The 24798-nt window shown below is 58.5% G+C and carries 20 protein-coding genes; 14 read left to right on the forward strand and 6 right to left on the reverse strand.

Annotated elements, in window-relative coordinates:
- Positions 1-14: 14 nt before the first annotated feature.
- Entirely contained in the window at positions 15-731 is a 717-nt protein-coding gene (locus ACFPM8_RS09320) for an ABC transporter permease (RefSeq protein WP_378997225.1), read from the reverse strand.
- Positions 732-1680: 949 nt separating this feature from the next.
- On the opposite strand from ACFPM8_RS09320, the gene ACFPM8_RS09325 reads away from it, so the two are divergent.
- Positions 1681-2031, forward strand: coding sequence for a hypothetical protein (locus ACFPM8_RS09325; RefSeq protein ID WP_378997226.1), 351 nt, complete (start codon positions 1681-1683; stop codon positions 2029-2031).
- Between the two features lie 194 nt (positions 2032-2225).
- Here the strand turns inward: ACFPM8_RS09325 and ACFPM8_RS09330 are convergent, their stop codons facing one another.
- A complete protein-coding gene (locus ACFPM8_RS09330) occupies positions 2226-2882 on the reverse strand; it encodes a bifunctional 4-hydroxy-2-oxoglutarate aldolase/2-dehydro-3-deoxy-phosphogluconate aldolase (RefSeq protein ID WP_378997227.1) in 657 nt (218 codons plus the stop codon).
- A complete protein-coding gene (gene edd / locus ACFPM8_RS09335; RefSeq protein WP_378997228.1) occupies positions 2879-4747 on the reverse strand; it encodes a phosphogluconate dehydratase in 1869 nt (622 codons plus the stop codon). Before edd ends, ACFPM8_RS09330 begins: the two co-directional genes overlap by 4 nt.
- 305 nt (positions 4748-5052) lie before the next feature.
- On the opposite strand from edd, the gene pgi reads away from it, so the two are divergent.
- The 6 genes from pgi to ACFPM8_RS09365 all read left to right on the forward strand — a co-directional run bounded on the left by pgi (position 5053) and on the right by ACFPM8_RS09365 (position 12795).
- Positions 5053-6720: a glucose-6-phosphate isomerase gene (gene pgi, locus ACFPM8_RS09340; RefSeq protein ID WP_378997229.1), complete on the forward strand. Its 1668-nt coding sequence runs from the start codon at positions 5053-5055 to the stop codon at positions 6718-6720.
- A gap of 42 nt (positions 6721-6762) precedes the next feature.
- Entirely contained in the window at positions 6763-8235 is a 1473-nt protein-coding gene (gene zwf, locus ACFPM8_RS09345) for a glucose-6-phosphate dehydrogenase (protein ID WP_378997230.1), read from the forward strand.
- A 9-nt stretch (positions 8236-8244) separates the two neighbouring features.
- A complete protein-coding gene (locus tag ACFPM8_RS09350; RefSeq protein WP_378997444.1) occupies positions 8245-9099 on the forward strand; it encodes an SIS domain-containing protein in 855 nt (284 codons plus the stop codon).
- A 66-nt stretch (positions 9100-9165) separates the two neighbouring features.
- On the forward strand, positions 9166-10386 hold the full coding sequence (locus ACFPM8_RS09355; protein WP_378997231.1) for an AGE family epimerase/isomerase: 1221 nt from the start codon (positions 9166-9168) through the stop codon (positions 10384-10386).
- Between the two features lie 19 nt (positions 10387-10405).
- A complete protein-coding gene (locus tag ACFPM8_RS09360; RefSeq protein WP_378997232.1) occupies positions 10406-11374 on the forward strand; it encodes a carbohydrate kinase family protein in 969 nt (322 codons plus the stop codon).
- A gap of 344 nt (positions 11375-11718) precedes the next feature.
- Entirely contained in the window at positions 11719-12795 is a 1077-nt protein-coding gene (locus ACFPM8_RS09365) for a porin (protein WP_378997233.1), read from the forward strand.
- Positions 12796-12922: 127 nt separating this feature from the next.
- On the opposite strand, the gene ACFPM8_RS09370 is transcribed toward ACFPM8_RS09365, so the two are convergent.
- Complete coding sequence (locus tag ACFPM8_RS09370; RefSeq protein ID WP_378997234.1) at positions 12923-14899, reverse strand: glucokinase; 1977 nt, start codon at positions 14897-14899, stop codon at positions 12923-12925.
- A gap of 343 nt (positions 14900-15242) precedes the next feature.
- Between ACFPM8_RS09370 and ACFPM8_RS09375 the strand changes: the two genes are divergently transcribed.
- The 6 genes from ACFPM8_RS09375 (at position 15243) to loiP (ending at position 21564) form a co-directional block, all read left to right on the forward strand.
- Positions 15243-16496 carry an ABC transporter substrate-binding protein gene (locus ACFPM8_RS09375; RefSeq protein ID WP_378997235.1) on the forward strand — a complete coding sequence of 418 codons (1254 nt, stop codon included), beginning with the start codon at positions 15243-15245 and terminating at the stop codon, positions 16494-16496.
- Positions 16497-16598: 102 nt separating this feature from the next.
- Entirely contained in the window at positions 16599-17558 is a 960-nt protein-coding gene (locus ACFPM8_RS09380; RefSeq protein WP_378997236.1) for a carbohydrate ABC transporter permease, read from the forward strand.
- Between the two features lies 1 nt (position 17559).
- Positions 17560-18453, forward strand: a complete 894-nt coding sequence (locus ACFPM8_RS09385) for a carbohydrate ABC transporter permease (RefSeq protein ID WP_378997445.1) — start codon at positions 17560-17562, stop codon at positions 18451-18453.
- Positions 18454-18486: 33 nt separating this feature from the next.
- Entirely contained in the window at positions 18487-19632 is a 1146-nt protein-coding gene (locus ACFPM8_RS09390; protein WP_378997237.1) for an ABC transporter ATP-binding protein, read from the forward strand.
- Positions 19633-19752: 120 nt separating this feature from the next.
- A complete protein-coding gene (gene tal / locus ACFPM8_RS09395; protein ID WP_378997238.1) occupies positions 19753-20688 on the forward strand; it encodes a transaldolase in 936 nt (311 codons plus the stop codon).
- Between the two features lie 111 nt (positions 20689-20799).
- Entirely contained in the window at positions 20800-21564 is a 765-nt protein-coding gene (gene loiP, locus ACFPM8_RS09400; RefSeq protein WP_378997239.1) for a metalloprotease LoiP, read from the forward strand.
- Positions 21565-21651: 87 nt separating this feature from the next.
- Here the strand turns inward: loiP and purU are convergent, their stop codons facing one another.
- Together purU and ACFPM8_RS09410 are read right to left on the reverse strand one after the other, a co-directional pair.
- A complete protein-coding gene (gene purU / locus ACFPM8_RS09405) occupies positions 21652-22521 on the reverse strand; it encodes a formyltetrahydrofolate deformylase (RefSeq protein ID WP_378997240.1) in 870 nt (289 codons plus the stop codon).
- Between the two features lie 309 nt (positions 22522-22830).
- Positions 22831-23379 carry a bactofilin family protein gene (locus tag ACFPM8_RS09410; RefSeq protein WP_378997241.1) on the reverse strand — a complete coding sequence of 183 codons (549 nt, stop codon included), beginning with the start codon at positions 23377-23379 and terminating at the stop codon, positions 22831-22833.
- A 247-nt stretch (positions 23380-23626) separates the two neighbouring features.
- Between ACFPM8_RS09410 and ACFPM8_RS09415 the strand changes: the two genes are divergently transcribed.
- Positions 23627-24721, forward strand: a complete 1095-nt coding sequence (locus ACFPM8_RS09415) for a YjgN family protein (protein ID WP_378997242.1) — start codon at positions 23627-23629, stop codon at positions 24719-24721.
- The last annotated feature ends 77 nt before the right edge of the window (positions 24722-24798 follow it).

Raw genomic sequence — 24798 nt, forward strand, 5'->3', positions numbered from 1 at the left:
CTCCTTATGGAAAATTAACGCAACAGGCCACGCTTGTTTAAGTAGACGTTGCCGCCCAGCGCGACCATCGCATCCAGCATCAAAGCCAGTACCGCGGTGGCGGTAGCGCCTAGCAGCAGTTGATCCTGGTTGTTCAAATAAATGCCGGGAAAAATCAAGCCGCCCAGACTTTCGCCGCCGATCAGGATAGCCAACGGCGCAGTGCCGACATTGATCGCCAGCGCGGTGCGCACGCCGCCGACGATAACCGGCAGCGCGTTCGGCAGTTCGACCCTGAACAGCAATTGCTGCGGCGTCATGCCTATGCCTTTGGCCGCCTCCTTCATTGCGGCCGGCACTTGCTTCAGACCTTCATAGGTATTGCGCACGATAGGCAGCAGCGATGCCAGCCATAAGGCGACGATGGCGGGCAAGTCGCCGATGCCGAACAAGGCCAGCGCCAATGCCAGTACCGCCATCGAGGGGATGGTGTTGCCGATGTTGAACAGCTGCATCCACTTTTCGGCATGCGCCGCCAACGCCTGGCGACTCAGCACGATGCCCGCCGCCAGCCCGCAGACCAATGCCAGCGACATCGACCATCCGACCAGCGACAAATGGCGGCCGCTGTAATAGATCAAATCGGCTTGATAGTGATGGAGTGCGGCGGGGCCGATCGAGTAACCGATGCCGGCGACAAGAAAAATGGTTATGGCTGCGCCGACGATGGCATTGCGATAGCGTTTCGTCATGTTTTTCCTTACAAGCGATCACGCGCCGGATAGACCGGTACATGTCTGCACGACATAAAAACTGTCTGTGTGTTATCCCGGCCGACCTTCCCGCAGGGATGGTGATGGACGGGCCGACTGCCGCATGTGGCGGCAACTGCATGCGAGGGATTTCCTCGACGTTGGATGAAACTCCGGCATTCCGGAGCATGAGACGACCCGCTGATGCGAGTCACGAAGTCAAAAAATGCGCTGTTGAGGCAGTGCAAAATTGTTGAGAAGCGGCTATTTTAAGCCGAAAACTTTGATGACGTCTAGTAATAGGATTGTTAAAAACTATTACCAGAATGTCTGAAGGAAAGAATTGCACTGCTTTTTTAGCTCAAAAAGCAGTGCAAATTTGACTTGGCGCGTTGAAAAAATTACGCGTAGGGCGTATGAGCGCAGCGTTATCCGCCGTTGGATGTACCACATGCATTCGATGCGTCCAACATGGCGGAAGGCGCTACGCTTTTCCGCCCTACGCGAATGTCGAACGGCGAGCGGGATGAATTGGCGCTCGTCCGTCCTATTTCTTCGATCGTAGCTTGGGCTGGAAAGCCCAACGTTTGGTGGCGACGGAGATGAAAATGTTGGGCTTCGCCTGCGGCTCAACGCCAACCTACTGCGCATCTAAAAATAGCATGATGCTAATAATTGCCATCGCATCCGATAGCGTTTATAGTCGCTCCCGTCCCTGAGAGAAAAATCCTGGACGTGGGTTAACAGCCACTAACAGTAACGCACGGACCGCGGCTTGCGGTTTTCTACGTGCACGACCTTTATCGCCCTCCACGGGCGGTGAAGTGGGGAGCCCTTTCGGGGGCTGCCGGGGTCGTTTAAAGTTACTGTCCGGTCTGTTAACCCTACTTTTGCCGCCCACCCACGCCAGACGGCGGGGCGCGGATTCATCCACCGCTAGGAGACCGATATGACTAGTAGTAAGAAGAAGCCTCGCCCATTCCCACCCATCCCAGATATTCCAGAGCACCAGCCATTCTCATGGTTGGACAAAGACTTGCGTACCGATCAAGCGGCGCAATGCATCGCGTTCACGCTGGACATGTGCCAGGGTATTTACAAGGGACTGGCGATGCTGCATGCCAACCATCTGGCGCAAGAGCACGGCGATCCCGACTGTCCGCCGCCGCTGAATGCTTGCGATGTCGACCTGATGCTGCGCTGGATGATGGGTTCGACCGAGGCGGTATTGGGCAAATCCGAGACCAGCGTTAATTACCTGAACGACTTGATAGCTAGACAGCGGCCGACCAACCGCTGACCGCCACCGTGGTAGGGCGGATGAGCGCAGCGTTATCCGCCGTCGGATGTGCCGCATGCGTTTGATGCATCCAAAACGGCGGAAGGGTGAAGCAGGGGTTTCGGATGGCATGCCATCCGCCTGCTGAACGGTATCCGCCTGCCAGCGGATACGCGCCCTGCAAGGGCTGCGCTTTTCCGCCCTACTTCTTCGCCTTAAATCACTTTACGCAATTTGCTGGCAGCAATCGCCAACGCAGTGATGCCCGCCCAATCGCCGGACTTCAACAAGTCCTTCGGCGTCAGCCAGGAGCCGCCGACGCAGGCGACGTTCTTGCATGCCAAAAATTCCGGTGCGGTGCTCAGCGAGATGCCGCCGGTCGGGCAAAACGTGACGTCCGACAAGGGACCGGCAATCGCGTTGAGCATGCCGACGCCGCCCGCCGGTACCGCCGGGAACAGTTTCAACTGGCGGAATCCGGCTTCGCGCGCGGCCATCACTTCGGAAGGCGTCATCACTCCCGGCAACAATGGCAAGCCGCTGGTTTTGGCGGCAGCAATCAAGGCCGGCGTCAGACCCGGGGATACGCCGAACACCGCGCCGGCATCGCGCGCGGCGGTAAATTCAGCGGCCTGGGTCAAGGTGCCGACGCCGACAATCGCCTCCGGCACCTGCTCTGCGATGGCCCGGATCGCCGGTAGGCCGTGCTCGGTGCGCAAGGTCACTTCCAGCACCCGGATCCCGCCCGCCACCAGCGCTTTTGCCAGCGGCACCGCATGGGCGATGTCGTCGATCGCGATCACCGGAATCACCGGCGACGCCCGCATGATGTCTAACAGCTGATTACCGTAAAGGATATTGGTTGATGTCATACCGTCACTTTCTGTTTTCCGAGTTGTTCGTGCTGCTCCAAAACAGGCGGCAAACCAAAGCTGGTCGCGCCCTCTTCTGCCGCGCTCACCGCTGTGCGAAACATCGCAAACAGCTCGCGTCCCATACCGACCTGATTAGCTGACAGGTCAATCTTTTCAGGCTGGCGCCGAGCCCATTCGTCAGCCGGCACCAGCGCTTCCAGGATGCCGGTCTCGGCATCCAGCCGAATCATGTCGCCGGTCCGCACCAGCCCCAGCGGGCCAGCGGCCAGCACTTCCGGCGTCACGTGGATTGCCGCCGGCACCTTGCCGGAAGCGCCCGACATGCGGCCGTCGGTGACCAGCGCGACATGGCGGCCGGCATCTTGCAAAATGCCGAGCGCCGGCGTCAGCGCGTGCAGTTCCGGCATGCCGTTGGCGCGCGGTCCCTGATGGCTCAATACCGCGACAAAATCGCGATCCAGCTGGCCGGCGCGGAACGCCTCCATGAACTCGTCCTGCGAGTTGAACACGACCGCCGGCGCCTGCACGATCCAGTGCTCTTGCTTGACGGCTGAAATCTTGATCACCGCGCGTCCCAGATTGCCGGTCAACAAACGCAAGCCGCCATCGGCCGAGAACGGCGCAGCCGCAGTGCGCAGCACCGACTCGTCGCCGCTGACCGCCGGCGCCGGCTTGAACACCACCGCCGTCCCTTCCAGGAACGGCTCCGCGCAATGGGCGCGCAGGCTGTCGCCCAGGACGGTCTTCACATCTTCATGCATCAAACCCGCATCCAGCAGCTCGCGAATCACGAAACCGGTACCGCCGGCGGCGTGGAAATGATTGACGTCGGCGTCGCCGTTCGGATAGATCCGGGTCACCAGCGGCACCACTGCCGACAAGGCGTCGAAATCGTTCCAGTCGATCACGATCCCGGCCGCCTTGGCGATCGCCACCAGATGCAAGGTGTGGTTGGTGGAGCCGCCGGTCGCCAGCAAGGTGACGATGGCGTTGACGATGCTCTTTTCGCTGACGACGTGGCCGACCGGAATGTATTGATCGCCGCGGTCGGTGATCCGCAAGGCTTGGCGGCCGGCTTCGGCGGTCAGGGCATCGCGCAGCGGCGTGTTGGGAGTGATGAATGCGGAACCGGGCAAATGCAGCCCCATGGCTTCCATCAGCATTTGATTGCTGTTGGCGGTGCCGTAAAAAGTGCAGGTGCCGGCGCTGTGATAGGACTGCGATTCGGCCTCCAGCAATTCGGCGCGGCCGATTTTTCCTTCCGCATACAGCTGGCGGATTTTGACTTTTTCCTTGTTGCTCATGCCGCTGGTCATCGGTCCGCCAGGGACAAACACCGCCGGCAAATGACCGAAATGCAAAGCGCCGATCAACAGTCCGGGCACGATCTTGTCGCAGATGCCGAGATACAGCGCGGCGTCGAACATATTGTGCGACAGCGCAATCGCGGTCGCCATCGCAATCGCGTCGCGTGAAAACAGCGACAGCTCCATGCCCGGCTGCCCTTGCGTGATGCCATCGCACATGGCCGGCGTACCGCCGGCAAACTGGGCGACGCCGCCGGCGGCATGCACCGCCTCCTTGATAATCTGCGGGAAGCGCTCGAACGGCTGATGCGCCGACAACATGTCGTTATACGAGGAGACAATCGCGACCGACGCACTCTTGTCCTGCTTCAAGCGCAATTTGTCATTCTGCGGAAAAGCCGCAAAACCATGCGCCAGATTGGTGCAGGACAACGCGCCGCGCTGCACACCCTGGCGACGGGCATGTTCCAGGCGTGCCAGATAGGCACTGCGATACGGCTGGCTGCGGGCAATGATGCGCTCGGTGACTTTGGCGACGCTGGGGTGAACGGGCATGATGGAGTCCTTGAAACATGGATGAATTTGAAATTTTACTACAAAAACAAAACCCCAGCAGCCTTTTAACGCCCTATTCAGGCATGCAGGCAATTTGCGACGGCACGGACTGCAACAAGCAATAAATCACTGTGCCGCACCACAACCACACTAGTAATAAGCGTAAGCAATTGTTATCCGGATAGACACACAGGAGCAAACACATTGCAACAAATCCGATAAATTCTCAAAATAATTTGTAGTGAATTTACCGTTAACTGCTGTATAGTCGTACAAATTCCCGATAGCCAATAAAGACTTCTGACATGTCGCAATCAGTGCTCAATATTACCGCTGCCTTCCAGGCCCTGCAGGCACATCACGCCGCGTTGCAAGGGCAAACGATGCGCGATTTGTTCGCCGCAGATCCGGCCCGCTTCGAACGATTTTCGCTGAATGCTGCCGGCCTGTTTCTGGATTACTCCAAGAACAAGGCGAGCACAGAAACCATGTCGCAGCTGTTCGCACTGGCGCGTGAACGCCAGCTCGAAAGCCGGCGCGACGCGATGTTTAGCGGCGAAAAAATCAATACCACCGAAAAGCGCGCCGTCTTGCATACCGCCTTGCGCGCACCGGCGACACTGGCACTGACGGTGGATGGCCAGCAGGTCAGCACCGACGTCCATGCGGTGCTGGCGCGGATTCAGACTTTCAGCGCGGCGCTTCGCTCCGGGGAATGGCTGGGCTATAGCGGCCAGCCGTTGACCGACATCGTCAATATCGGCATTGGCGGCTCCGACCTCGGCCCGAAAATGGTGTGCCAGGCGCTGCAGCCGTTTCAGCATGCGCGCCTCAATATGCACTTCGTGTCCAATGTCGATGGGCGCGACCTGGATGCGGTCTTGTCGCGCATCGATCCGCGCACCTCCCTGTTCGTGATTGCGTCGAAAACCTTCACCACCAACGAAACCATGATGAACGCGCGCGCTGCGCGCAACTGGTTTCTACAAAACGCGCAAGGCGCGCAAGAATCCGACCTGCGCAAACATTTTGTCGCGGTCTCGACCAATGTCCAGGCCGTCAGCGCATTCGGCATCGACCCCGCCAATATGTTTCCGTTCTGGGACTGGGTCGGCGGCCGCTACTCGGTGTGGTCGTCGATAGGCTTGTCGGTGGCGCTGGCGATCGGCTTCGAACAGTTCAGCGAATTCCTGGCCGGCGCGCATGCGATGGATCAGCACTTCCACAGCGCACCGCTGGAACAAAACATGCCGGTCATCCTGGCGATGCTCGGCGTCTGGTACCGCAATTTCTTTGGCAGCAGCTCGATTTCGATTGCTCCCTATCTGCAGGATCTGGAGCATTTCCCGTCGTATTTGCAGCAGCTGGAAATGGAAAGCAACGGCAAGCGCGTGTCCCACGACGGCAGCACTCTGACCGTCGCCACCTGCCCGGTCATCTGGGGCAATGTCGGCACCAACGGTCAACACGCTTACTTCCAGTTGCTGCACCAAGGGACCGACATCACGCCGGTCGATTTCATCGCCGCATTGAAGCCGAACTACACGGCCAGCCACGAACTGCCCGGCCATCAGGCGACCTTGCTGGCCAACTGTTTCGCCCAATCCGAGGCCTTCATGCGCGGCAAAACCGCCGATGAAGTGCGGACCGAAATGCAAGCCAAGGGCGTGCCGGAAGCCGACATCGCAGCACTGCTGCCGCACCGGACTTTTCCCGGCGACCGCCCCAGCAACACGATCCTGATGCAGGCACTGACCCCGGCCACGCTGGGTGCATTGATCGCGCTGTATGAACACAAGGTATTTGTCCAGGGCGTGATCTGGGACGTCAACAGTTTCGATCAGTGGGGCGTGGAACTGGGCAAGGTTTTGGCGACGCAGATCCTGGGCGAATTGACTGGTGCAGCGGAAGCGCAAGAGCACGACAGTTCGACCACCGGTTTGATTGCGAAAGCGCGGGCGGCTTTGTTGTAACGCCTGCTTTAAATTGACGAATAGATTTTTGGAAATGACATCATGGCTTTAGCAGAATTTGACCTGGCAATCTTTGGCGGCACCGGCGATCTGGCGATGCGCAAATTGCTGCCTGCGATGTATGCGCGCGATCGCGCCGACGACTTGCCGCCGGATGCGCGCATCCTGTGCATAGGACGGCATGACAGCAGCAACGAAGAATTCATCCAGCAGATCGAAAAAGACGCCCGCCCTCACATCAGCAAGGAAAGCTTCAACCCTGCCGTCTGGAGCCGCTTTTGCCAGCGCATCAGCTATGTCGGCATGGACGCCACCGACCCCGCCGCTTATCAGGCGCTGGTCGCTGCGATGCGGCCGGACCCGGCGATCACCAATGTGTTTTACCTGGCGACGCCACCCAGCCTGTTTTCCAAGATTTGCAACAACCTGGCTGCCTGCGGACTGGCTACGCCGAATTCGCGCGTGGTATTGGAAAAGCCGCTAGGCCGCGATCTCGCCAGCGCCAAGCAGATCAATGCCGAAGTGGCCCAGGTGTTCGCCGAATCGCAGATTTTCCGGATCGACCATTACCTCGGCAAAGAGACGGTGCAGAACCTGCTGGCGCTGCGCTTCGGCAATGTGCTGTTCGAGCCATTGTGGCGGCGCGAATGGATCTCCGACGTCCAGATCACGATTGCCGAAGAACTCGGGGTCGGCAATCGGATGGGCTATTACGAAAACTCCGGCGCGCTGCGCGACATGCTGCAAAACCACTTACTGCAATTGCTGTGCATCGTCGCCATGGAACCGCCGGTGTCGATCACGCCCGATGCGGTACGCGACGAAAAGCTCAAAGTGCTGCGCTCGCTGAAGCGCTTCACCCCGATCTCACTTGCGCAAAACGTGGTGCGCGGGCAATACCGCGCCGGTCACGTCAACGGCGTCGCGGTGCCGGGCTATCGCAAAGAGCCCGACGCCGACCCGCATTCGCGCACCGAAACCTTCGTCGCGCTGAAAACCGAAGTCGATACCTGGCGCTGGGCCGGCGTGCCGTTTTATCTGCGGACCGGCAAACGCATGGCCGACCAATTGGCGGAAATCGTGATCCGCTTCAAGTCGATCCCGCATTCGATTTTCGCCCAGCCGGGCGGCAGCTTTGAACCGAACTGCCTGGTGATCCGGTTGCAACCGGACGAAGGCTTGCACCTGAATCTGATGGCGAAGACGCCCGGCGACGGCATGCGCTTGAAACCGGTCGAGCTGGAGTTGAATTTCCGCGAGAGCTTCAAATCGCCCCGCATGGAAGCTTATGAACGGCTGCTGCTGGACGTTCTGCGCGGGCAATTGACCTTGTTCATGCGCAGCGACGAACTGGAAGCCGCCTGGGAGTGGGTCGAGCCTATCCTGGATTTCTGGGAGCAGGAAGAAAGCGATCCGATTCCGTATACCGCCGGCACCTGGGGCCCGGCCGCCGCCAGCGCCTTGATCGGGCGCGACGGTTTGCAGTGGCGTGAAGAGGCTTTACCGGAGTTATAAGTAATGACGATGCTACTAGACTCCATTCGCAGCCAGATCGACTTGCTGTCGAAGTCGGAGAAAAAGGTCGCGCTGACGATACTCGATAATCCGCAACTGGCGCTGTCGGAGAACATCACGGCGCTGGCTAAAAATGCGCTGGTGTCGGAACCGACCGTGGTCCGCTTTTGCCGCGCGATCGGTTACGACGGCTGGCACGATTTCAAATTGAAGCTGGCGCAAAGCCTGGCCATCGCGCTGCCGGGCGCCAATGAGATGCTGGCGCAGGACGATATTGCGGCCGACCTGGTCAACAAGATTTGCAGCCGCTCTATCAATACCCTGCTCGACCTGCGCAATCATTTGAGCCCCGAGGCGATCCAGCAAGCGCTGGATGTGCTGCTGAAGGCGAACAAGATCGAGTTTTACGGCCAAGGCACATCCGGGATCGTCGCGGCCGACGCCCAGCACAAGTTTTTCCGTTCCGGCGTGCCGACCGTGGCTTACTCCGACCCGCATATCCACAGCATCGCCGCGTCCCTGCTGCAACCGGGCGATGCGGTGGTCGCCATCTCGCAGCGCGGTGGCAATGCGGCGTTGCTGCGCAGCGTGCAGCTGGCCAGAAAAGGCGGTGCCGACATCATCGTGCTCGGCCCCAGCGGCACCCCGCTGGCCGAGTTGGCAACGGTACTGGTGCCGATCGACTTGAGTTTCAACACCGACCCTTACACGCCGATCTCGGCGCGGCTCGCGCACCTGGTGGTGATCGACATCCTGGCGGTCGGGCTGGCGCTCAAGCGCGGGCCGGAATTCCGCAAGAAAATGCAGAACGCGCAAAAGGCCTTGCAGCAGTTTGATATGCAATTCGATTCGTTCTTCCGCTAACATGGCGTGCAGCGGCTACTGCGCGCCTGTTTAAGGCCGGTAGCGAATCGAACAAACATACCAAACATGAGGCCAGCCATCTCCACCCTACCTTTCCGCGATCCTGAATTCCTGCGCGACCGGATGCGGCGCGATATCGCGTTTTTTCATCCGCGCGCCATCGATCCCAGCGGCGGATTTTTCCATTACTTGAACGACGACGGCAGCATTTACGATGCCGCCCATCGCCATTTGGTCAACAGCGCGCGCATGGTGTTTTGCTACGCGCTGGCGTGGCGCCTGGATCGCAAGGAAGAATATCGCGCAGCGGCGCGGCATGGCTTGCAGTTCCTGGAACAACGGCACAAGCAGCCCGACTATGGCGGTTATGCCTGGGTGCTGAAAAATGGCGTCGCAGTCGACAAGACCCAGCACTGCTACGGTCTGGCTTTCGTGTTGCTGGCGCATGCGCACGCGCTGCGGATCGGCATCGCCGAAGCAGCCGCAGGCGTGGTCGCCACGTTTGATTTGATGGAGCGCCTGTTCTGGTCGGAAGCCGACGGCCTGTATGCCGACGAAGCCACGCCACAAGGCGTGCTGTCGCCGTATCGCGGCCAGAACGCCAATATGCACAGTTGCGAAGCGCTGATCGCCGCATTCGAAGCGAGCGGCGAACAACGCTATCTGCATCGCGCCGAACGGCTGGCCCATAACATCACAGTACGGCAGGCAGCGCTGGCCGACGGCTGGATCTGGGAGCATTACCACGCCGACTGGCGTATCGACTGGGACTACAACCGCGACGACAGCAGCAATATGTTCCGGCCCTGGGGTTTCCAATCCGGCCACATGACCGAGTGGGCCAAGCTGCTGTTGCTGCTGGAACGTCATCGCGATCACTTGCAAGGCGATGCCGGATGGCTGCTGCCGCGCGCGCGCGAATTATTCGATGTAACGATGCCGCCGGCCTGGGACCAAGTATTCGGCGGCCTGGTGTACGGCCTGGCGCCGGGCGGCAGCATCTGCGACGGCGATAAATATTTCTGGGTGCAGGCCGAATCGCTGGCCACCGCCGCCCTGCTGGCGCAACGCACCGGCGATGCCGCCTATTGGGACTGGTATCAGCGATTGTGGCAGTACAGCGCCGAGCATTTGATCGACCACCAAGACGGCGGCTGGTATCGCATTTTGCACCGCGACAATCTGCGCTACGGCCTGGAAAAACCGCCGCATGGCAAAACCGATTTTTATCATCCGATGGGCGCGTATCTGGAATCGCTGGCGGCGGTCGATGCCGCACTTGATTAAACCCTGCACAGCTACCGCCATGCCTAAAGCCATCAAAACACCCGCAGACGCCCCTCTGCCCCAATTCGTCAGCATCGGCGAAGCCTTGACCGATTTGATCCGGGTCGATGGCGATCAATGGTTGAGCAAAACCGGCGGCGCCGGCTGGAATGTCGCCCGTGCGGCTGCCAGCCTTGGGCTGTCGGCGGCGTTTGCCGGCGCCATCAGCCAGGATTGGTTCGGCGATGCGCTGTCTGCCGCCAGCCAGGCGGCCGGCCTGGATTTGCGCTTCTTGCAGCGGGTGCCGTGTTCGCCGCTGTTGGCAGTGGTGTATCAAACCTCCCCGCCGCAATATAACTTCATCGGCGACGACAGCGCCGACCTGGCCTTCGATCCGGCGGCTTTGCCGGCAGCATGGCAACAGGCTGTGCAATGGGCGCACTTTGGCGGCATCAGCCTGACCCGCGCACCGCTCGCCAACCGCTTGATCGAGCTAGCGCAGGATTTGAAACGCCGCGGGGTGCGCATCAGCTACGACCCGAACTTCCGCAATGTGATGGATCAGCGCTACGATCCGGTGCTGACCGAGATGGCGCGGCTGGCCGACGTCATCAAAGTCTCCGACGAAGATCTGCGCGGCCTGTTCAGAACCGACGATACCGACGCCGCACTGGCGGCGTTGCGCAACATCAATCCCGAGGCAGCGATCTTGCTGACGCTCGGAGCGCAAGGTGCGTCGCTGTTTGTCGGCGCGCAGAATTGGCACGTCGCGCCGCCGGCTATCGAAATCGTCGATACGGTCGGCGCCGGCGATGCCGGGGTGGCCGGCTTGATTTGCTCGCTGATGGAGGAAGCAAACGCCGCGCCGCAATCGGTTCCAGCAGCAGCGAACTGGCTGCGCCACCTGCAGTTTTCCGTCGCCTGCGGCTCGGCGGCATGCCTGAACGCCGGCGCCAAGCCGCCGCAGCTGACGCAAGTCCAACCCTTGCTGGAACGCATCCAGCACTAATCCCGAACCGCCGCGCGGCGGATTGTGACATTTTTCAGCAGAAAAATGTATCAAAGCTACTTGTAGTAAAAATACCCAGAACGCTTTCACAAAGGCAAACAAAGACGTTTTCCTGCACAAACTGCTTGTGCAGTCTATCGTTGCGCCTAAAAATCCGTGAAAGAAATCTCCTCAAAGTACCGATCAGAAACAAAAATATAGTAAAACTACATAAATCGGTTTACCATCACAAACAATAAAGAAAGTCGGCATCGGCAATCGACGCGATCGTCCGCTTCAAGAATTTCGAGCTGTCAAGACTCGGAGAACGGTGGTCAACGCCACATTTTTACTTAGGAGACGAAATGAGCAAGACTGTTTTAAAAACCATGCCTTTGACGAAACCGCTCGCGGCCGCTGTAGTGCTCGCTTGCGCCTGCATCGGCCAGGCCCAGGCCCAAACCAATGTCACCGCTTACGGCCGCATCGATGCCGGCCTCAACTATCAAAGCAATCAAGTCAACGCCGCTACCGGCCAGCGCGGCGGGCAATGGGGCATAGGCGGCAACGAATGGGGCACCAGTATGTTCGGCTTCAAGGGCGCTGAAGATCTGGGCGGCGGACTGAAAGCCATCTTCACGCTGGAAAACGGGTTTGACGCCAGCAACGCCCAGACCAACGGCGGCCCGTCCAGAATCTGGTCACGCCGTTCCCTGGTTGGCTTGTCAGGCGGTTTCGGTACCGTGAAATTGGGCCGCGACTTGACGCTGCCTAGCGACATCGTCTGGAGCCTGGACCCGACCGGCCAGCAGGCGATGAGCACATCAACCCTAGTCAAAGGCCGCAACTGGCCGCAAACCAGCAACCAGATTCAATACATCTCGCCGAACATGGGCGGCTTTACGGCTCAGGGCGCATACGGCTTCGGCGAAGTTGCCGGCTCGACCAAGAAGAACAGCAGCGGCGGCGTCGCCCTCTCCTATGTACAGCCAAACTATGAAATCAAGGCGATGTACGACGTCGCCAATGATGGAAACGGCAAATATTCCGACCTGTTCACATTCTCGAAAGAGTTGACTATCGGCGGCACCGTCACCATCGACAAACTGAAACTGTTTGCCGGCTACGAAAACCTGTCGGCGCCGCAAGTCGTCGCCGGTCCGGACAAAGCCAACCACTTCTGGCTAGGCGCCAACTACCAGCTGACACCTGCGCTGACACTGATAGGCGCGGCGTATCACGTCAAGCTGAACCACAACAGCGGCAGCGCCAATCTGTTCATGCTGGGCACCAATTACAGCCTGTCCAAACGCACCCTGCTGTACGCGAGCATCGGCACCGTGCGCAACAGCGCGCAAACCAACTTCCAGGTGGAGACCGGCGACAGCCTGCCCGGCGCCAACCAGAACGCGTTCTACACCGGTATCAGCCACTCGTTCTAAGACCCTGCTTATCGCCGTCTATGCTTACTGCATGGCGGCAGCCAGACGTCCCTGGGAATCCCCAGATTTTGCCCATTCGATTTGAATGGGCATTTTTTATGGACGCGGGAATCGTCCTCTGAATGCATCACTTGATATGCGAAATCACATTCGGCGCCAGGGTCACCGCATCGTCGGCACCTGCTGAATGCCCCGGCTTGCCATCGCCCTCGGCGACGATCTTGTCGCTGGCGGACTCGCCCTGCAGCGAGGCGATGTGGGTCAGGATGCCGCGCTTGGCCTGGCGCTGCAGCTCGGCAAACGGGCTGGAACGCTTGAGCGATATCCCGACCGCCAAGACATCGATCAATAACAGCAGAAGAATCCGCGACACCATCGGGATGTGCATCGTGCTGCTTTCGTCATGCTCGACCGCCAGCGTGTAATGGGCGCGCTTGGCCAGTTGCGAATTGCTCGGCGCCAGCGCGATGATGGTGGCGCCGGAATGCACCGCGATCTCGACCGCCGGCGCCAGATGACGCAAGCGCCCCGAATTGGAGATGACCACCACCACGTCGCTGCTTTTCAGCATCGCGGCAGAGACTTCTTGCAACTGCGGATCGGTATAAGCCGAGGCCGGAATCCCGAGCCGGAAGAATTTTTGCTGAGCATCTTCGGCCACCAGGCCGCAACTGCCGAAGCCGTAAAACTCGACGCGGCTGGCCTGGCTCAATAGGTCGATCGCGCGCGACAAGGTATCCGCATTCAGGTTGTCGCGCACTTCCATCATGGCCGAAATCGTGTTGTCCACCACCTTGACGCCGACATCCAGCGAAGAATCGCCGACGTGCACCTGGCTATGGGCCACCGGCACCGTGCCGGTGACGCCGGATGCCAGCTTCAGCTTGAAGTCGGCCAGCCCCTGGCAGCCCATGGTGCGGCAAAAGCGGATCACCGTCGGCTGGCTGACATCGGCGCGGCGGGCGATCTCGGAAATCGGCTCGCTCATGACCGCGCGCGGATGGGCCAGGATCAGGCTGGCCACTTTTTGCTCGGCCGGCGAAAACTGGTCGCGCGCCTTGCGGATGCGCTCCAGGATCGGCACTGCATTGCCGCCGCCCAAATGCTCTGCCAGAATCGCCGCGACGCCGACAAACGCCGGGTACGGCGCGGTAATCACAAACGTCGGTATCTGGGCCAGATAGCCGGCAAACCGGCCTTTGCTTTCAAACCGTGCGCGGAACGGCGAACGAGCAAAATACTCGCCCAGGCGCGGCACCACGCCGCCGCCGATGTACAAGCCGCCCAGCGTGCCCAAGGTCACCGCGACGTCCGCCGCGACCGTGCCCAGCATCGCGCAAAAACACTCGACCACTTCCATGCACAGCGCGTCGCTGCCATCCAGTGCGCGCTCGACAATCTGGGCGGTTTGCAGCGCTTGCGGCTGGGCGATGCCTTGCATATCGGCCAGCGCCTGGTAAATCATTTCGATGCCGGGGCCGGATACCAGGCGTTCGGCGGAAACGTGCGCATAGGTCCTCCAGCAATACGCCAGCACCGCCGCCTCGCGTGCATCGCCCGGGGCAAACGTCACATGCCCGCCCTCACTGCCGAGCGCGATCCAGCGACCCTCGGTCGGAATCAGGCCGCCGACGCCAAGCCCGGTACCGGCGCCGACCAGGCCGATCACGCCGCCGCTCTGCGCCCGGCCGCCGCCGATTTGTACGCAGTGCGAATGCTCCAGGTGCGGCAGCGACATCGACAGTGCGGTGAAATCGTTGACGATCAGCAGCGTGTCCAGATTCAGGCGGCGGCGCGTGTTCTCGATCGAAAAGGCCCAATGGTGATTGGTCATCTTGATGTCGTCGCCCTGCACCGGATTGGCGATGGCGATCGCGGCATGCCGCACTTGCAGCTGCGGCCGCGTCGCCAGATAGGCTTCTACCGCGAGATGGAATTCGGCGTAGTCCGCGCAGCGCAGCGTCTGTATCGAGTCGATCTGCCCCGGCGCACGCTCCAGCGCAAAACGGGCATTGGTGCCGCCGACATCAGCCAATAGACGCGGACCATCCAGATAACTGGCCGCCGAGACTTCGCTCGCATTCCCGCTGATGGATGAAGACATGGTGTAGAACTTTCACTTGAATACTGTTAGTAGGATGGGGCCGACAGACGTGCCCGCATTACCCTCGAAACCCTTGCCAGGATCTGCACTGATAGTCCGGATATTGATTCCGGTCACTATTTTTGTAATAAATAAAAACTTATATTGCAATATTAATGTAGCATTACTACAATTACAAGCGATCAAGGGTAAGATACCCTCATATTTTAGGGGTAACTCGACAGACTATGTAGTTTTACTAGTTTTGATTGCAGGTAACGCTAACAAATCTGAACCGACATACCCTAAAAGATCTTTTCAGCAGCATTCATCACAAAACCATCTTTTAAAACAGGAGACAAGAATGAAACTGAATCAAATAATAAAATCGGCATTCGCCGCCACCGCACTGTTGTCCAGCGCCGCCGCAGTGCATGCCACCCAGGTCGAAGTGCTGCATTACTGGACCTCGGGTGGGGAAGCCAAGTCGGTGGCCGAACTGAAAAAGATCATGGAAGCCAAGGGCGTTACCTGGAAGGATTTCGCGGTGGCCGGCGGCGCCGGTGAAAACGCGACCACCGCGCTGAAGGCCCGCGTCATTGCCGGCAGCGCCCCGACCGCGGCTCAAATCAAGGGTCCGTCGATCCAGGAATGGGGTCAGGAAGGCGTGCTGGCGAATATCGACGCCGCCGCCACGCCCGGCAAATGGGATGCGCTGCTGCCGAAAGTAGTCTCCAACACGATGAAATATCAGGGCCACTATGTGGCGGCGCCGGTCAATGTGCATAGAGTCAACTGGCTCTGGATCAATCCGGAAGTCTTGAAAAAGGCCGGCGCCAAAACGCCGACCAACTGGCCCGAATTCTTTGAAGCGGCCGACAAAATTCAAAAGGCCGGCATGATCGCCATCGCTCACGGCGGCCAGCCCTGGCAAGATGCCACGGTATTTGAAACCGTGGCGCTCGGTGTCGGCGGCGCCGACTTCTATAACAAGGCGCTGGTCAAGCTGGACCCGGCCAGCCTGACCGGTCCGAACATGATCAAGACCTTCGATACGCTGGCCAAGATCAAGACCTACATCGACAAAAATGCCGCCGGCCGCGACTGGAACCTGGCGACCGCGATGGTCATCAACGGCAAGGCCGGCATGCAGTTCATGGGTGACTGGGCCAAGGGCGAATTCACCGCCGCCGGCAAGCACCCTGGCACGGACTTCTTGTGCGTGGCCGCTCCCGGCACCGACAAGTCATACACCTACAACATCGATTCGATCGCCATGTTCAAGGTCAAGAGCGCCGATCAGGAGAAGGCTCAGCTGACCCTGGCCAGCGCCATCATGAGCCCGGAATTCCAGGAAATCTTCAATCTGAACAAGGGTTCGATCCCGGTCCGCTCCGACGTCTCGCGCGCCAAGTTCGACAGCTGCGCGGTCAAGTCGATGGACGACATGGCGGCGTCCAGCAAGGCCGGCACGCTGGTGCCTAGCATGGCGCACGGCATGGCGGTCAACTCCGCGGTGCAAGGCGCGATGCTGGACGTGGTCGCCAAGTTCATGAATTCGACCATGACTTCACAGGCGGCCGTGCAAGCATTGGCGAAAGCGGCAAAGACGCAATAAGCTTGTTTTGCAAATTGACTCATTCGCTTGCCGGATGAGTCACAAATATAAAGGGGCCGGCATTAAATAGCGCCGGCTCCGATCCTGCTTCAGGAGACTTGCATGTCCAATTCCACCCTCCCCTTGACGGCAGCGCCGGCCGGGAGTCCATCGCAGCAACTGACGCCCAAGCGACAAGGGCGTATTGCAGCGCTTGCCGATGCCTGGCTGCCGCGCCTGGTGCTGTCGCCCACCATCATCCTGTCGCTGGTTTTCGTGTACGGCTTCATCGGCGTCACCGCCTGGCTGTCGCTGACCAATTCGCGGATGATGCCGAATTATGAAATTTCCGGCTTCAATCAATATAGCGCGCTGTTCGGCCTGGATCGCTGGTGGGTCGCCGCTACCAACCTGGGCATCTTCGGCGGCCTGTTCATTCTTTTTTGCCTGGCGATCGGCTTGCTGATGGCGATCCTGCTGGATCAGAAAATTCGCTCCGAAGGTGCGCTGCGGGCGATTTATCTGTATCCGATGGCGCTATCGTTCATCGTCACCGGCGCGGCCTGGAAGTGGATTTTGAATCCCGGCCTCGGTCTGGAAAAAATGATGCACGACTGGGGCTTTGCCAATTTTACGTTCGACTGGCTGGTCAATTCCGATTTTTCGATTTACACCGTGGTCATCGCCGGCGTCTGGCAATCGTCCGGTTTCGTGATGGCCTTGTTCCTGGCCGGCCTGCGCGGGATCGACGACAGCATCATCAAGGCTGCGATGGTGGATGGCGCCAGCTTGCCGACCATTTATCGCCGCATTGTGATCCCGGCTTTGCGCCCGGTATTTTTCAGCGTGCTGCTGGTGCTGGCCCATATCGCGATCAAGAGCTTCGACCTGGTGATGGCGCTGACCGCCGGCGGCCCCGGCACCTCGTCCGACCTCCCCGCCATTTTCATGTACCAGTTTTCATTCTCGCGCGGCCAGCTTGGACTGGGCGCGGCCTCGGCCATGATGATGCTGGCGACCGTGCTGGCCGTGCTGGTGCCGATGATGTACCTGGAAACCAAAGGAGCCCGCAATGGCCGCTAACATGAATCGCAACATCATCAACCACGGCATCGGCCACGAGCAAAGCCGCCTCAGCGTCGGCCGCGTGCTGATCTACGCCTTGCTGGTGTTCTGCGCACTGTATTATCTGGCGCCGCTATATGTGATGCTGAGCACTTCAGTCAAAACGCTGGATGAAATCCGCAGCGGCAATTTGCTGTCGCTGCCGGCCTCGCCCACCGGCGCGGCCTGGATCAAAGCCTGGAGCAGTGCTTGCACCGGGGTCGAATGCAACGGCCTGGCGCCGTTCTTCTGGAACTCGATCAGGATGGCGGTGCCGGCGGTATTGATTTCCACCCTGGTCGGTTCGCTCAACGGTTATGTGCTGGCGCACTGGCGTTTTCGCGGCTCGGAAATCGTGTTCACGGCCTTGATGGTCGGCTGCTTCATACCGTTCCAGGTCGTGATCCTGCCGATGGCGCGCCTGCTGGGCACCGTCAATCTGGCCAACACCACACCCGGCCTGGTGTTTGTTCATATCGTCTACGGCATCGCGTTTACCACGCTGTTCTTCCGCAATTATTACGTCACGGTGCCGGAAGAATTGGTAAAGGCAGCGCGGATCGACGGCGCCGGATTTTTCATGACCTATCGCAAAATCATCTTCCCGTTGTCGCTGCCGATTTTCATGGTGTGCTTCATCTGGCAGTTCACGCAGATCTGGAATGACTTTTTGTTCGGCGTGGTGTTCGGTGGCTCCGATGCCAAGCCGGTCACGGTGGCCTTGAACAACCTGGTCAACACCTCCACCGGCGTCACCGAATACAACGTCAACATGGCCGCTGCGATTATTGCCGCGTTGCCGACGCTGCTGGTGTACCTGCTGGCGGGGAAATATTTTGTACGTGGTTTGACTGCTGGCGCGGTCAAGGGTTAAGAACAGAACAATAGTTGAAGAGACGACACAAAAATGGCTAGCTTATCAATTCGCAATGTGCGCAAGGTTTACCCGAATGGCAATGAAATCCTGAAAGGCATCGACCTGGAAATCGAGGATGGTCAATTCTTGATTTTGGTCGGCGGTTCCGGCTGCGGCAAATCGACGCTGCTGAACATGATTGCCGGCCTGGAAACGGTGTCGGAAGGCGAGATCGTGATCGGCGATCGCTGCGTCAACCAGGTGCCGCCAAAGGAACGCGATATCGCGATGGTGTTTCAATCGTATGCGCTGTATCCGACCATGACCGTGCGCGAAAACATCTCGTTCGGCCTGGGCATCCGCAAGGTGCCGAAGGCGGAACAAAAGCAGATCGTGGAGCGGGTTGCGACCACTTTGCAAATCACGCATTTGCTGGATCGCAAACCCGCGCTGCTGTCTGGCGGCCAACGGCAACGGGTGGCGATGGGACGCGCCATCGCCCGCGACCCGGCGCTGTTCCTGTTCGACGAACCGCTGTCCAACCTGGATGCCAAGCTGCGGGTCGAGATGCGCGCTGAAATCAAGCTGATGCATCAACGCCTGGGCAGCACCATCGTGTATGTGACGCACGATCAGATCGAGGCCATGACGCTGGGCGACCGCATCGCCGTCATGAAGGATGGCGTGGTGCAGCAATTCGGCAGCCCGCAGGAAATCTACGACCATCCGAACAACCTGTTCGTGGCCGGTTTTATCGGTTCGCCTTCGATGAATTTCTTGCGCGGCAACCTGGTAGCCGACGGCAACGGCGCTGCATTCGTACTCGAACACGCAGGGCAAAAATCGCTGCTGCCGCTGACGCCGGCCCAAGCCCGCAGCCCGTCGATTGCCGCCTGGATCGGCCGCGAAGTGGTGCTCGGCATCCGTCCGGAACACGTCACCGACGCCCTCAGCGCCCGCGGCTCGGAGGCCGACGGCAGCCACGGCGATTACCGGCCGACGGCAGTCGCTTGCACGGTCGAGCTGACCGAACCGACCGGGCCGGACACCTTGGTGTTCACCCGTTTCAACGATGCGCGCATCACTTGCCGCACGCATCCGCGCGCTGCTGCCCGGCCGCAAGAACAGATGCAGCTGGCATTCGATTTATCCAAAGCGGTCTTGTTCGATCCGCAGTCGGAGCAGCGGATAAGCTGAAAATCCTTATGGAATTCGAGCAGAAAAATGTAAAACAGTAGCCGCTGGCGCGCTGCAATAATTTGCGTAGAATGGCAGAAAAGCATTTCCGATTAACCGTCTCTGCTTTTCTACGCTGCCATGAACCAACTTGAACAACTCAAGCAATTCACCACCATCGTTGCCGACACCGGCGATTTCCAATCCATCAAGGCATTCACGCCACGCGATGCGACCACCAATCCGTCGCTGATCCTGAAGGCGGTGCAGAAGCCCGAATATCAGCCGCTGCTGGATCAGGCGGTGCGCGATCACGCCGGCCTCTCCAGCGGCGACATCATTGATCGCCTGCTGGTCACCTTCGGCCAGGAAATCCTCAAGATCATCCCCGGCCGGGTCTCGACAGAAACCGATGCGCGGCTGTCTTTCGACACCCAGGGCACCATCGCCAAGGGCCACGCGCTGATCAAACTGTATGAGGCTGCCGGCATCGACCGCGAGCGCGTATTGATCAAGGTCGCGTCCACCTGGGAAGGCATCCGCGCCGCTGAAGTGCTGGAAAAAGCGGGCGTGCATTGCAACCTGACATTGCTGTTTTCACTGCCGCAGGCGATCGCTTGCGCCGAGGCGCGGGTACAGCTGATCTCGCCGTTCGTCGGCCGCATTTACGACTGGTACAAAAAATCCAGCGGTCAGGATTACACCGGCGCCGACGATCCCGGCGTGCAATCGGTCAAGCAGATTTACAACTACTTCCGCAAATTCGGCTATGCCACCGAGGTCATGGGCGCCAGCTTCCGCAATACTTCCCAGATCGTCGAACTGGCGGGTTGCGATCTGCTCACCATCAGCCCCGAGCTATTACAAAAACTGGCCGAAAGCGATGCCCCGGTCAGCCGCAAGCTCAGCCCTGAAACAGCACAGCAAAGCACCCTGAACAAATTCATCCTGGACGAGAAGACCTTCCGCATCATGCTGAACGACGATGCGATGGCTACCGAAAAACTGGCCGAAGGGATACGTCTGTTCAGCGCCGACGCGGTAAAACTGGAAAAGATGATCGACGCTTTGCGTTAGAAACACCTCGTATAATCTCGTCCACCACATGCGATTGCAACGCAGTCGCGTGTCTCCACAATTGCCCGCAAATCCGGGCATTTTTAACATCTAAAAATAAAGGAATATTCAATGGCTTACAAAGTTCTGGTCTCTGCGCTCGCCGCCACACTCGCATTGGGCGGTTGTGCCTCAGTGGCCAACATGGATGTATCCAAACTGACTGAAGCAGGCACCACCGCATTCAAGGCGGCAACGCTGAGCGACGCAGAGGTCCAAAACTTCTCGGCGCAATCGTGCGCCGAGAGCGATACGCAAAACAAGATCGCTGCGCCCAAGGACAAATATTCGCTGCGCCTGAATAAGGTCGTCGCAGGCTTCGCCCCAAGCATCAACGGTCAGCCGACCAATTACAAGGTATATCTGACGCAGGAACCGAACGCCTGGGCCATGGCAAACGGCTGTATTCGGGTCTATAGCGGCTTGATGGACATGATGACCGACGATGAATTGCGCGGCGTGATCGGCCATGAAATGGGACACGTTGCACTAGGCCACTCGAAGAAAGCGATGCAGGCCGCCTACGGCGTATCGGCAGCGCGTAGCGCAGTTTCCTCCGCCGGCGGCTCGGTCGTCGCCAGCCTGTCGGCATCGCAACTGGGCGACCTCACCGAGAAAGTGATCAACGCGCAATTCTCGCAATCGCAGGAAAGCGCCGCCGACGATTATTCGTTTGATTTATTGACGACGCAAAAAATGAATCGCAAGGGTTTGGTCACTGCGTTCCAGAAACTGGCCAAACTGGATGGCGGCAAAGGCGCCAGTATGTTGAGTTCGCACCCGGCATCGGCCGACCGGGCGCAGCACATTCAGCAGCGGATTGATCAAAATAAATAAAAGGCTGAATTTCGCGTTGTAGCCAAACGCTTTTGAAATGTGAGCCCGGCATCGTTGATGCCGGGCCTTTTTTCTGGGACTTCCGGCTTACTTGAACACCACCGTTTTATACCCGTTCAGCAAAATCCGATGCTCGATAAAACATTTGACCGCCCTTGCCAGCACCACGCATTCCACGTCGCGACCGATCGCGGTGAGCGCATCCGGCGCCATCGAATGATCGACCCGCGCCACGTCTTGCTCGATGATCGGCCCTTCGTCCAGATCGCCGGTCACGAAATGAGCGGTGGCGCCGATCAGCTTGACGCCGCGGTCATGCGCTTGATAATACGGCTTGGCGCCCTTGAAGCTGGGCAGGAAAGAATGGTGGATATTGATCGCCCGCCCCTTCAATGCGCTGCACATGGCCGGCGAAAGAATCTGCATGTAGCGCGCCAGCACCACCAGATCAATGTTATTGGCCTCGACGATCTCCAGCACCCGGGCTTCCTGCGCTTGCTTGGCTTCAGGCGAAGCACCCGCTGCCAGCGGCAGGTGATGAAACGGAATGTTATAGCTGGCAGCCAGTTGATAAAAATCGGTGTGATTGGAAACAATCGCAGGAATCTCTACCGGCAACAAGCCGCTCTTGTAGCGGAACAGCAAGTCGTTCAGGCAATGCCCGATCTTGGACACCATCAGCATCATGCGCGGCTTCTTGCCGGCATCATTCAATTGCCAGTGCATCTGCATGGTATCGGCCAGCGCCGCGAACTTTGCGCGCAACGCCTGATCGGAGAGAGTCGGATCTTCCGATGAAAAATGGACGCGCATGAAGAACAGCTGCGATTGGGCATCGCCGAATTGCGCGGAGTCGATAATATTGCAGCCGTGCTCGGCCAAAAAGCCCGAGACGCGATTAACAATCCCGCGTTGATCAACGCAGGACAAGGTGAGAATGTATTCCGGATGGCTCATGATATTTTTGTGGCGACAGAACACTGCGCGCTTTAGCGATGGGCGAAAAGCGCTATTGTCGCATGACTATTAATGCGGCACATAAACAAAAGGGCACCTCTAAAAACCTACTGCGCGACCCAATCTCTGGGCTGCGATGCTCACCGTACCTCCGTACGGCTGCGCTTCTCGCCCAGACCTTGGGCCGCTCGCTACGGTTTTTAAAGGCGCCCAAAACCAGGGTGCCTTCTTAAGGACGCCCTGGTTGTTTTGCTACTATCACGACCCGATCTACAACGAGTCTCGGCTTTGCGATTATTGGCTGCTTACTTAAACGGCTGTAGTCGGCGTTGCCTTGGGGCTATGTGAAGTACCGACTTGCACTTCACCGGTCAGTTGACCGCCTTCTTCAATCACCACCTTGCCGTAGCGAATTTTCCCGGAAACCTTGCCGGTCGAATAAATTACCAGTTTTTCACGGACAATCAGATCGCCGTCAAATTCGCCGTAGATCTCGGCCAGGTCGATTTCAGCCGAACCCTTGAAAGCACCCTTCTCGGCAATGTGAATCACGCGTGAATTCATGGTTGCTTCAACTCGCCCCTCGACCACCAGCGTGTCGCAATCGGTAATTTCAACGCCCTTGAGCTTGATATTGGGACCGACGATCAGCTTGCTGCCGATTTCATTTGTGCTGGAGATGTTTGATGCGCTGGAGGAAGAAACTGGTGCGCTTGGGACGCTGGACTTGGGAATGGCGCTGGTACTGCCGGAACCGAGATTGCTGGTGCTGCTGGGACTGCTGAAAGGCGAACTGGGGGTGGGTGAGCTAGGGGTGGGTGTTTCTCGCTTACCGAAAAGCGTTTCTGATCTAAGCATGTGAACTCCTGAAAAGTGGTGGGCATCGATGAGGAGTCGATTTCAACTGACCCGACAAGACGATCAAAGTCTCCAGCTTTTGAGGAGGCCTACAGGCAAAAGTTCATGATTAAAATGCGCCAAATTGTAACTGGATGTCATACAAGCCTCACCATCAATCAGTCGTGCTCTATTGACTTTCCATTGACGATCAGTCATCTTTCGGCAGGGTAATAATTACAAACACCATTCAGGGAAGAAAACCGTAATGAGTACACCAACTTTTGACGCCTCGCCTTTTGCCGATGCGTCTCACCGGCCGCCAACATCGCAGCCGCAAATCGAAGCGCTTTCGTTCTCCGGACGGGGTGGCGAATATTTCCGCATCTGGATAGTCAATCTTCTCCTGACCATCGTCACGCTTGGCATTTATTCGGCATGGGCCAAGGTGCGCCGCACTCGCTACTTCTATGACAACACCAGCGTCGCCGGCAGCAGCTTCGAGTATCACGGCAATCCGATTGCGATTTTGAAGGGGCGAATTATTGCAGTGGTCATGATTGCAGCCTATAACATTGCCTTTCGGATTTCCCCGATAGTTGGCCTGATTACAATGGCCATTTTGCTGGCTGTCATGCCATGGCTGATCTGGAAGAGCTACCAATTCAAACTGTACAACTCAAGCTATCGCGGCATCCGCTTCGGCTTTCGCGGTAGTGTCGGTCAGTCCTACCTGAATTACCTGCTGCTGCCGATATTGAGCGGCCTCAGTCTCGGTTTGTTGGCCCCGCTCGTGCATCAGCGAACCAAAAAATATCTGCACAGCGAGAGCAAATTCGGCGCCACGCATTTTTCGTTCAATGCCGGCGTCGGCGCTTTTTACAAAACTTATTTGCTGAGCTTCGGCATTGCCTTGCTTGGTTACATCGTGATCTTTGCCTTGTTCGGCAGCACCTTGGTCGTGCTGTTCTCCGACCTGAAACACGGGGGTTCGGCTGTTTTCGGCAGCATCGGCTTGATGATGTTTTCCCTGTACGCATGGACATTCTTCATCGTCCCGCTGTTCCTGACGATGATCCAGAATCTGATCTGGAGCGGCACCAAACTCGGCGAGCACCAATTCCATAGCAAGATGAAATGGTCGAAAATGACTTTCATCATGATTACCAACCTGATCGGCATCGCCCTCACACTTGGCTTGTTCACGCCGTTCGCGCACATCCGCGCGATGAAGTATCGGATTGAATCGATAGACCTGACCACCAGCGGTTCGCTCGATCATTTCCTGGCCGATGCAGAAGCGCAAGGCTCGGCCGCCAGCGAAGGAATGGCCGATTTGCTGGACTTCGACCTTTCCCTGTAAAACCTGCTCAGGGTGTACTGCCAGGTAACACACGGCAATATGGGGCATGCCTTTAGATAGACGGCATGCCCCAATCT

Origin of the sequence: Paraherbaspirillum soli (assembly GCF_042654985.1) — a bacterium.
GTDB classification, from domain to species: Bacteria; Pseudomonadota; Gammaproteobacteria; order Burkholderiales; family Burkholderiaceae_D; genus Paraherbaspirillum; species Paraherbaspirillum soli.

What these genes read in the sequence shown, in the direction of transcription:
- ACFPM8_RS09320 (WP_378997225.1), bottom strand. Translation starts at nt 731, where the DNA reads ATGACGAAACGCTATCGCAATGCCATCGTCGGCGCAGCCATAACCATT.
- ACFPM8_RS09325 (WP_378997226.1), top strand. Translation starts at nt 1,681, where the DNA reads ATGACTAGTAGTAAGAAGAAGCCTCGCCCATTCCCACCCATCCCAGAT.
- ACFPM8_RS09330 (WP_378997227.1), bottom strand. Translation starts at nt 2,882, where the DNA reads ATGACATCAACCAATATCCTTTACGGTAATCAGCTGTTAGACATCATG.
- edd (WP_378997228.1), bottom strand. Translation starts at nt 4,747, where the DNA reads ATGCCCGTTCACCCCAGCGTCGCCAAAGTCACCGAGCGCATCATTGCC.
- pgi (WP_378997229.1), top strand. Translation starts at nt 5,053, where the DNA reads ATGTCGCAATCAGTGCTCAATATTACCGCTGCCTTCCAGGCCCTGCAG.
- zwf (WP_378997230.1), top strand. Translation starts at nt 6,763, where the DNA reads ATGGCTTTAGCAGAATTTGACCTGGCAATCTTTGGCGGCACCGGCGAT.
- ACFPM8_RS09350 (WP_378997444.1), top strand. Translation starts at nt 8,245, where the DNA reads ATGCTACTAGACTCCATTCGCAGCCAGATCGACTTGCTGTCGAAGTCG.
- ACFPM8_RS09355 (WP_378997231.1), top strand. Translation starts at nt 9,166, where the DNA reads ATGAGGCCAGCCATCTCCACCCTACCTTTCCGCGATCCTGAATTCCTG.
- ACFPM8_RS09360 (WP_378997232.1), top strand. Translation starts at nt 10,406, where the DNA reads ATGCCTAAAGCCATCAAAACACCCGCAGACGCCCCTCTGCCCCAATTC.
- ACFPM8_RS09365 (WP_378997233.1), top strand. Translation starts at nt 11,719, where the DNA reads ATGAGCAAGACTGTTTTAAAAACCATGCCTTTGACGAAACCGCTCGCG.
- ACFPM8_RS09370 (WP_378997234.1), bottom strand. Translation starts at nt 14,899, where the DNA reads ATGTCTTCATCCATCAGCGGGAATGCGAGCGAAGTCTCGGCGGCCAGT.
- ACFPM8_RS09375 (WP_378997235.1), top strand. Translation starts at nt 15,243, where the DNA reads ATGAAACTGAATCAAATAATAAAATCGGCATTCGCCGCCACCGCACTG.
- ACFPM8_RS09380 (WP_378997236.1), top strand. Translation starts at nt 16,599, where the DNA reads ATGTCCAATTCCACCCTCCCCTTGACGGCAGCGCCGGCCGGGAGTCCA.
- ACFPM8_RS09385 (WP_378997445.1), top strand. Translation starts at nt 17,560, where the DNA reads ATGAATCGCAACATCATCAACCACGGCATCGGCCACGAGCAAAGCCGC.
- ACFPM8_RS09390 (WP_378997237.1), top strand. Translation starts at nt 18,487, where the DNA reads ATGGCTAGCTTATCAATTCGCAATGTGCGCAAGGTTTACCCGAATGGC.
- tal (WP_378997238.1), top strand. Translation starts at nt 19,753, where the DNA reads ATGAACCAACTTGAACAACTCAAGCAATTCACCACCATCGTTGCCGAC.
- loiP (WP_378997239.1), top strand. Translation starts at nt 20,800, where the DNA reads ATGGCTTACAAAGTTCTGGTCTCTGCGCTCGCCGCCACACTCGCATTG.
- purU (WP_378997240.1), bottom strand. Translation starts at nt 22,521, where the DNA reads ATGAGCCATCCGGAATACATTCTCACCTTGTCCTGCGTTGATCAACGC.
- ACFPM8_RS09410 (WP_378997241.1), bottom strand. Translation starts at nt 23,379, where the DNA reads ATGCTTAGATCAGAAACGCTTTTCGGTAAGCGAGAAACACCCACCCCT.
- ACFPM8_RS09415 (WP_378997242.1), top strand. Translation starts at nt 23,627, where the DNA reads ATGAGTACACCAACTTTTGACGCCTCGCCTTTTGCCGATGCGTCTCAC.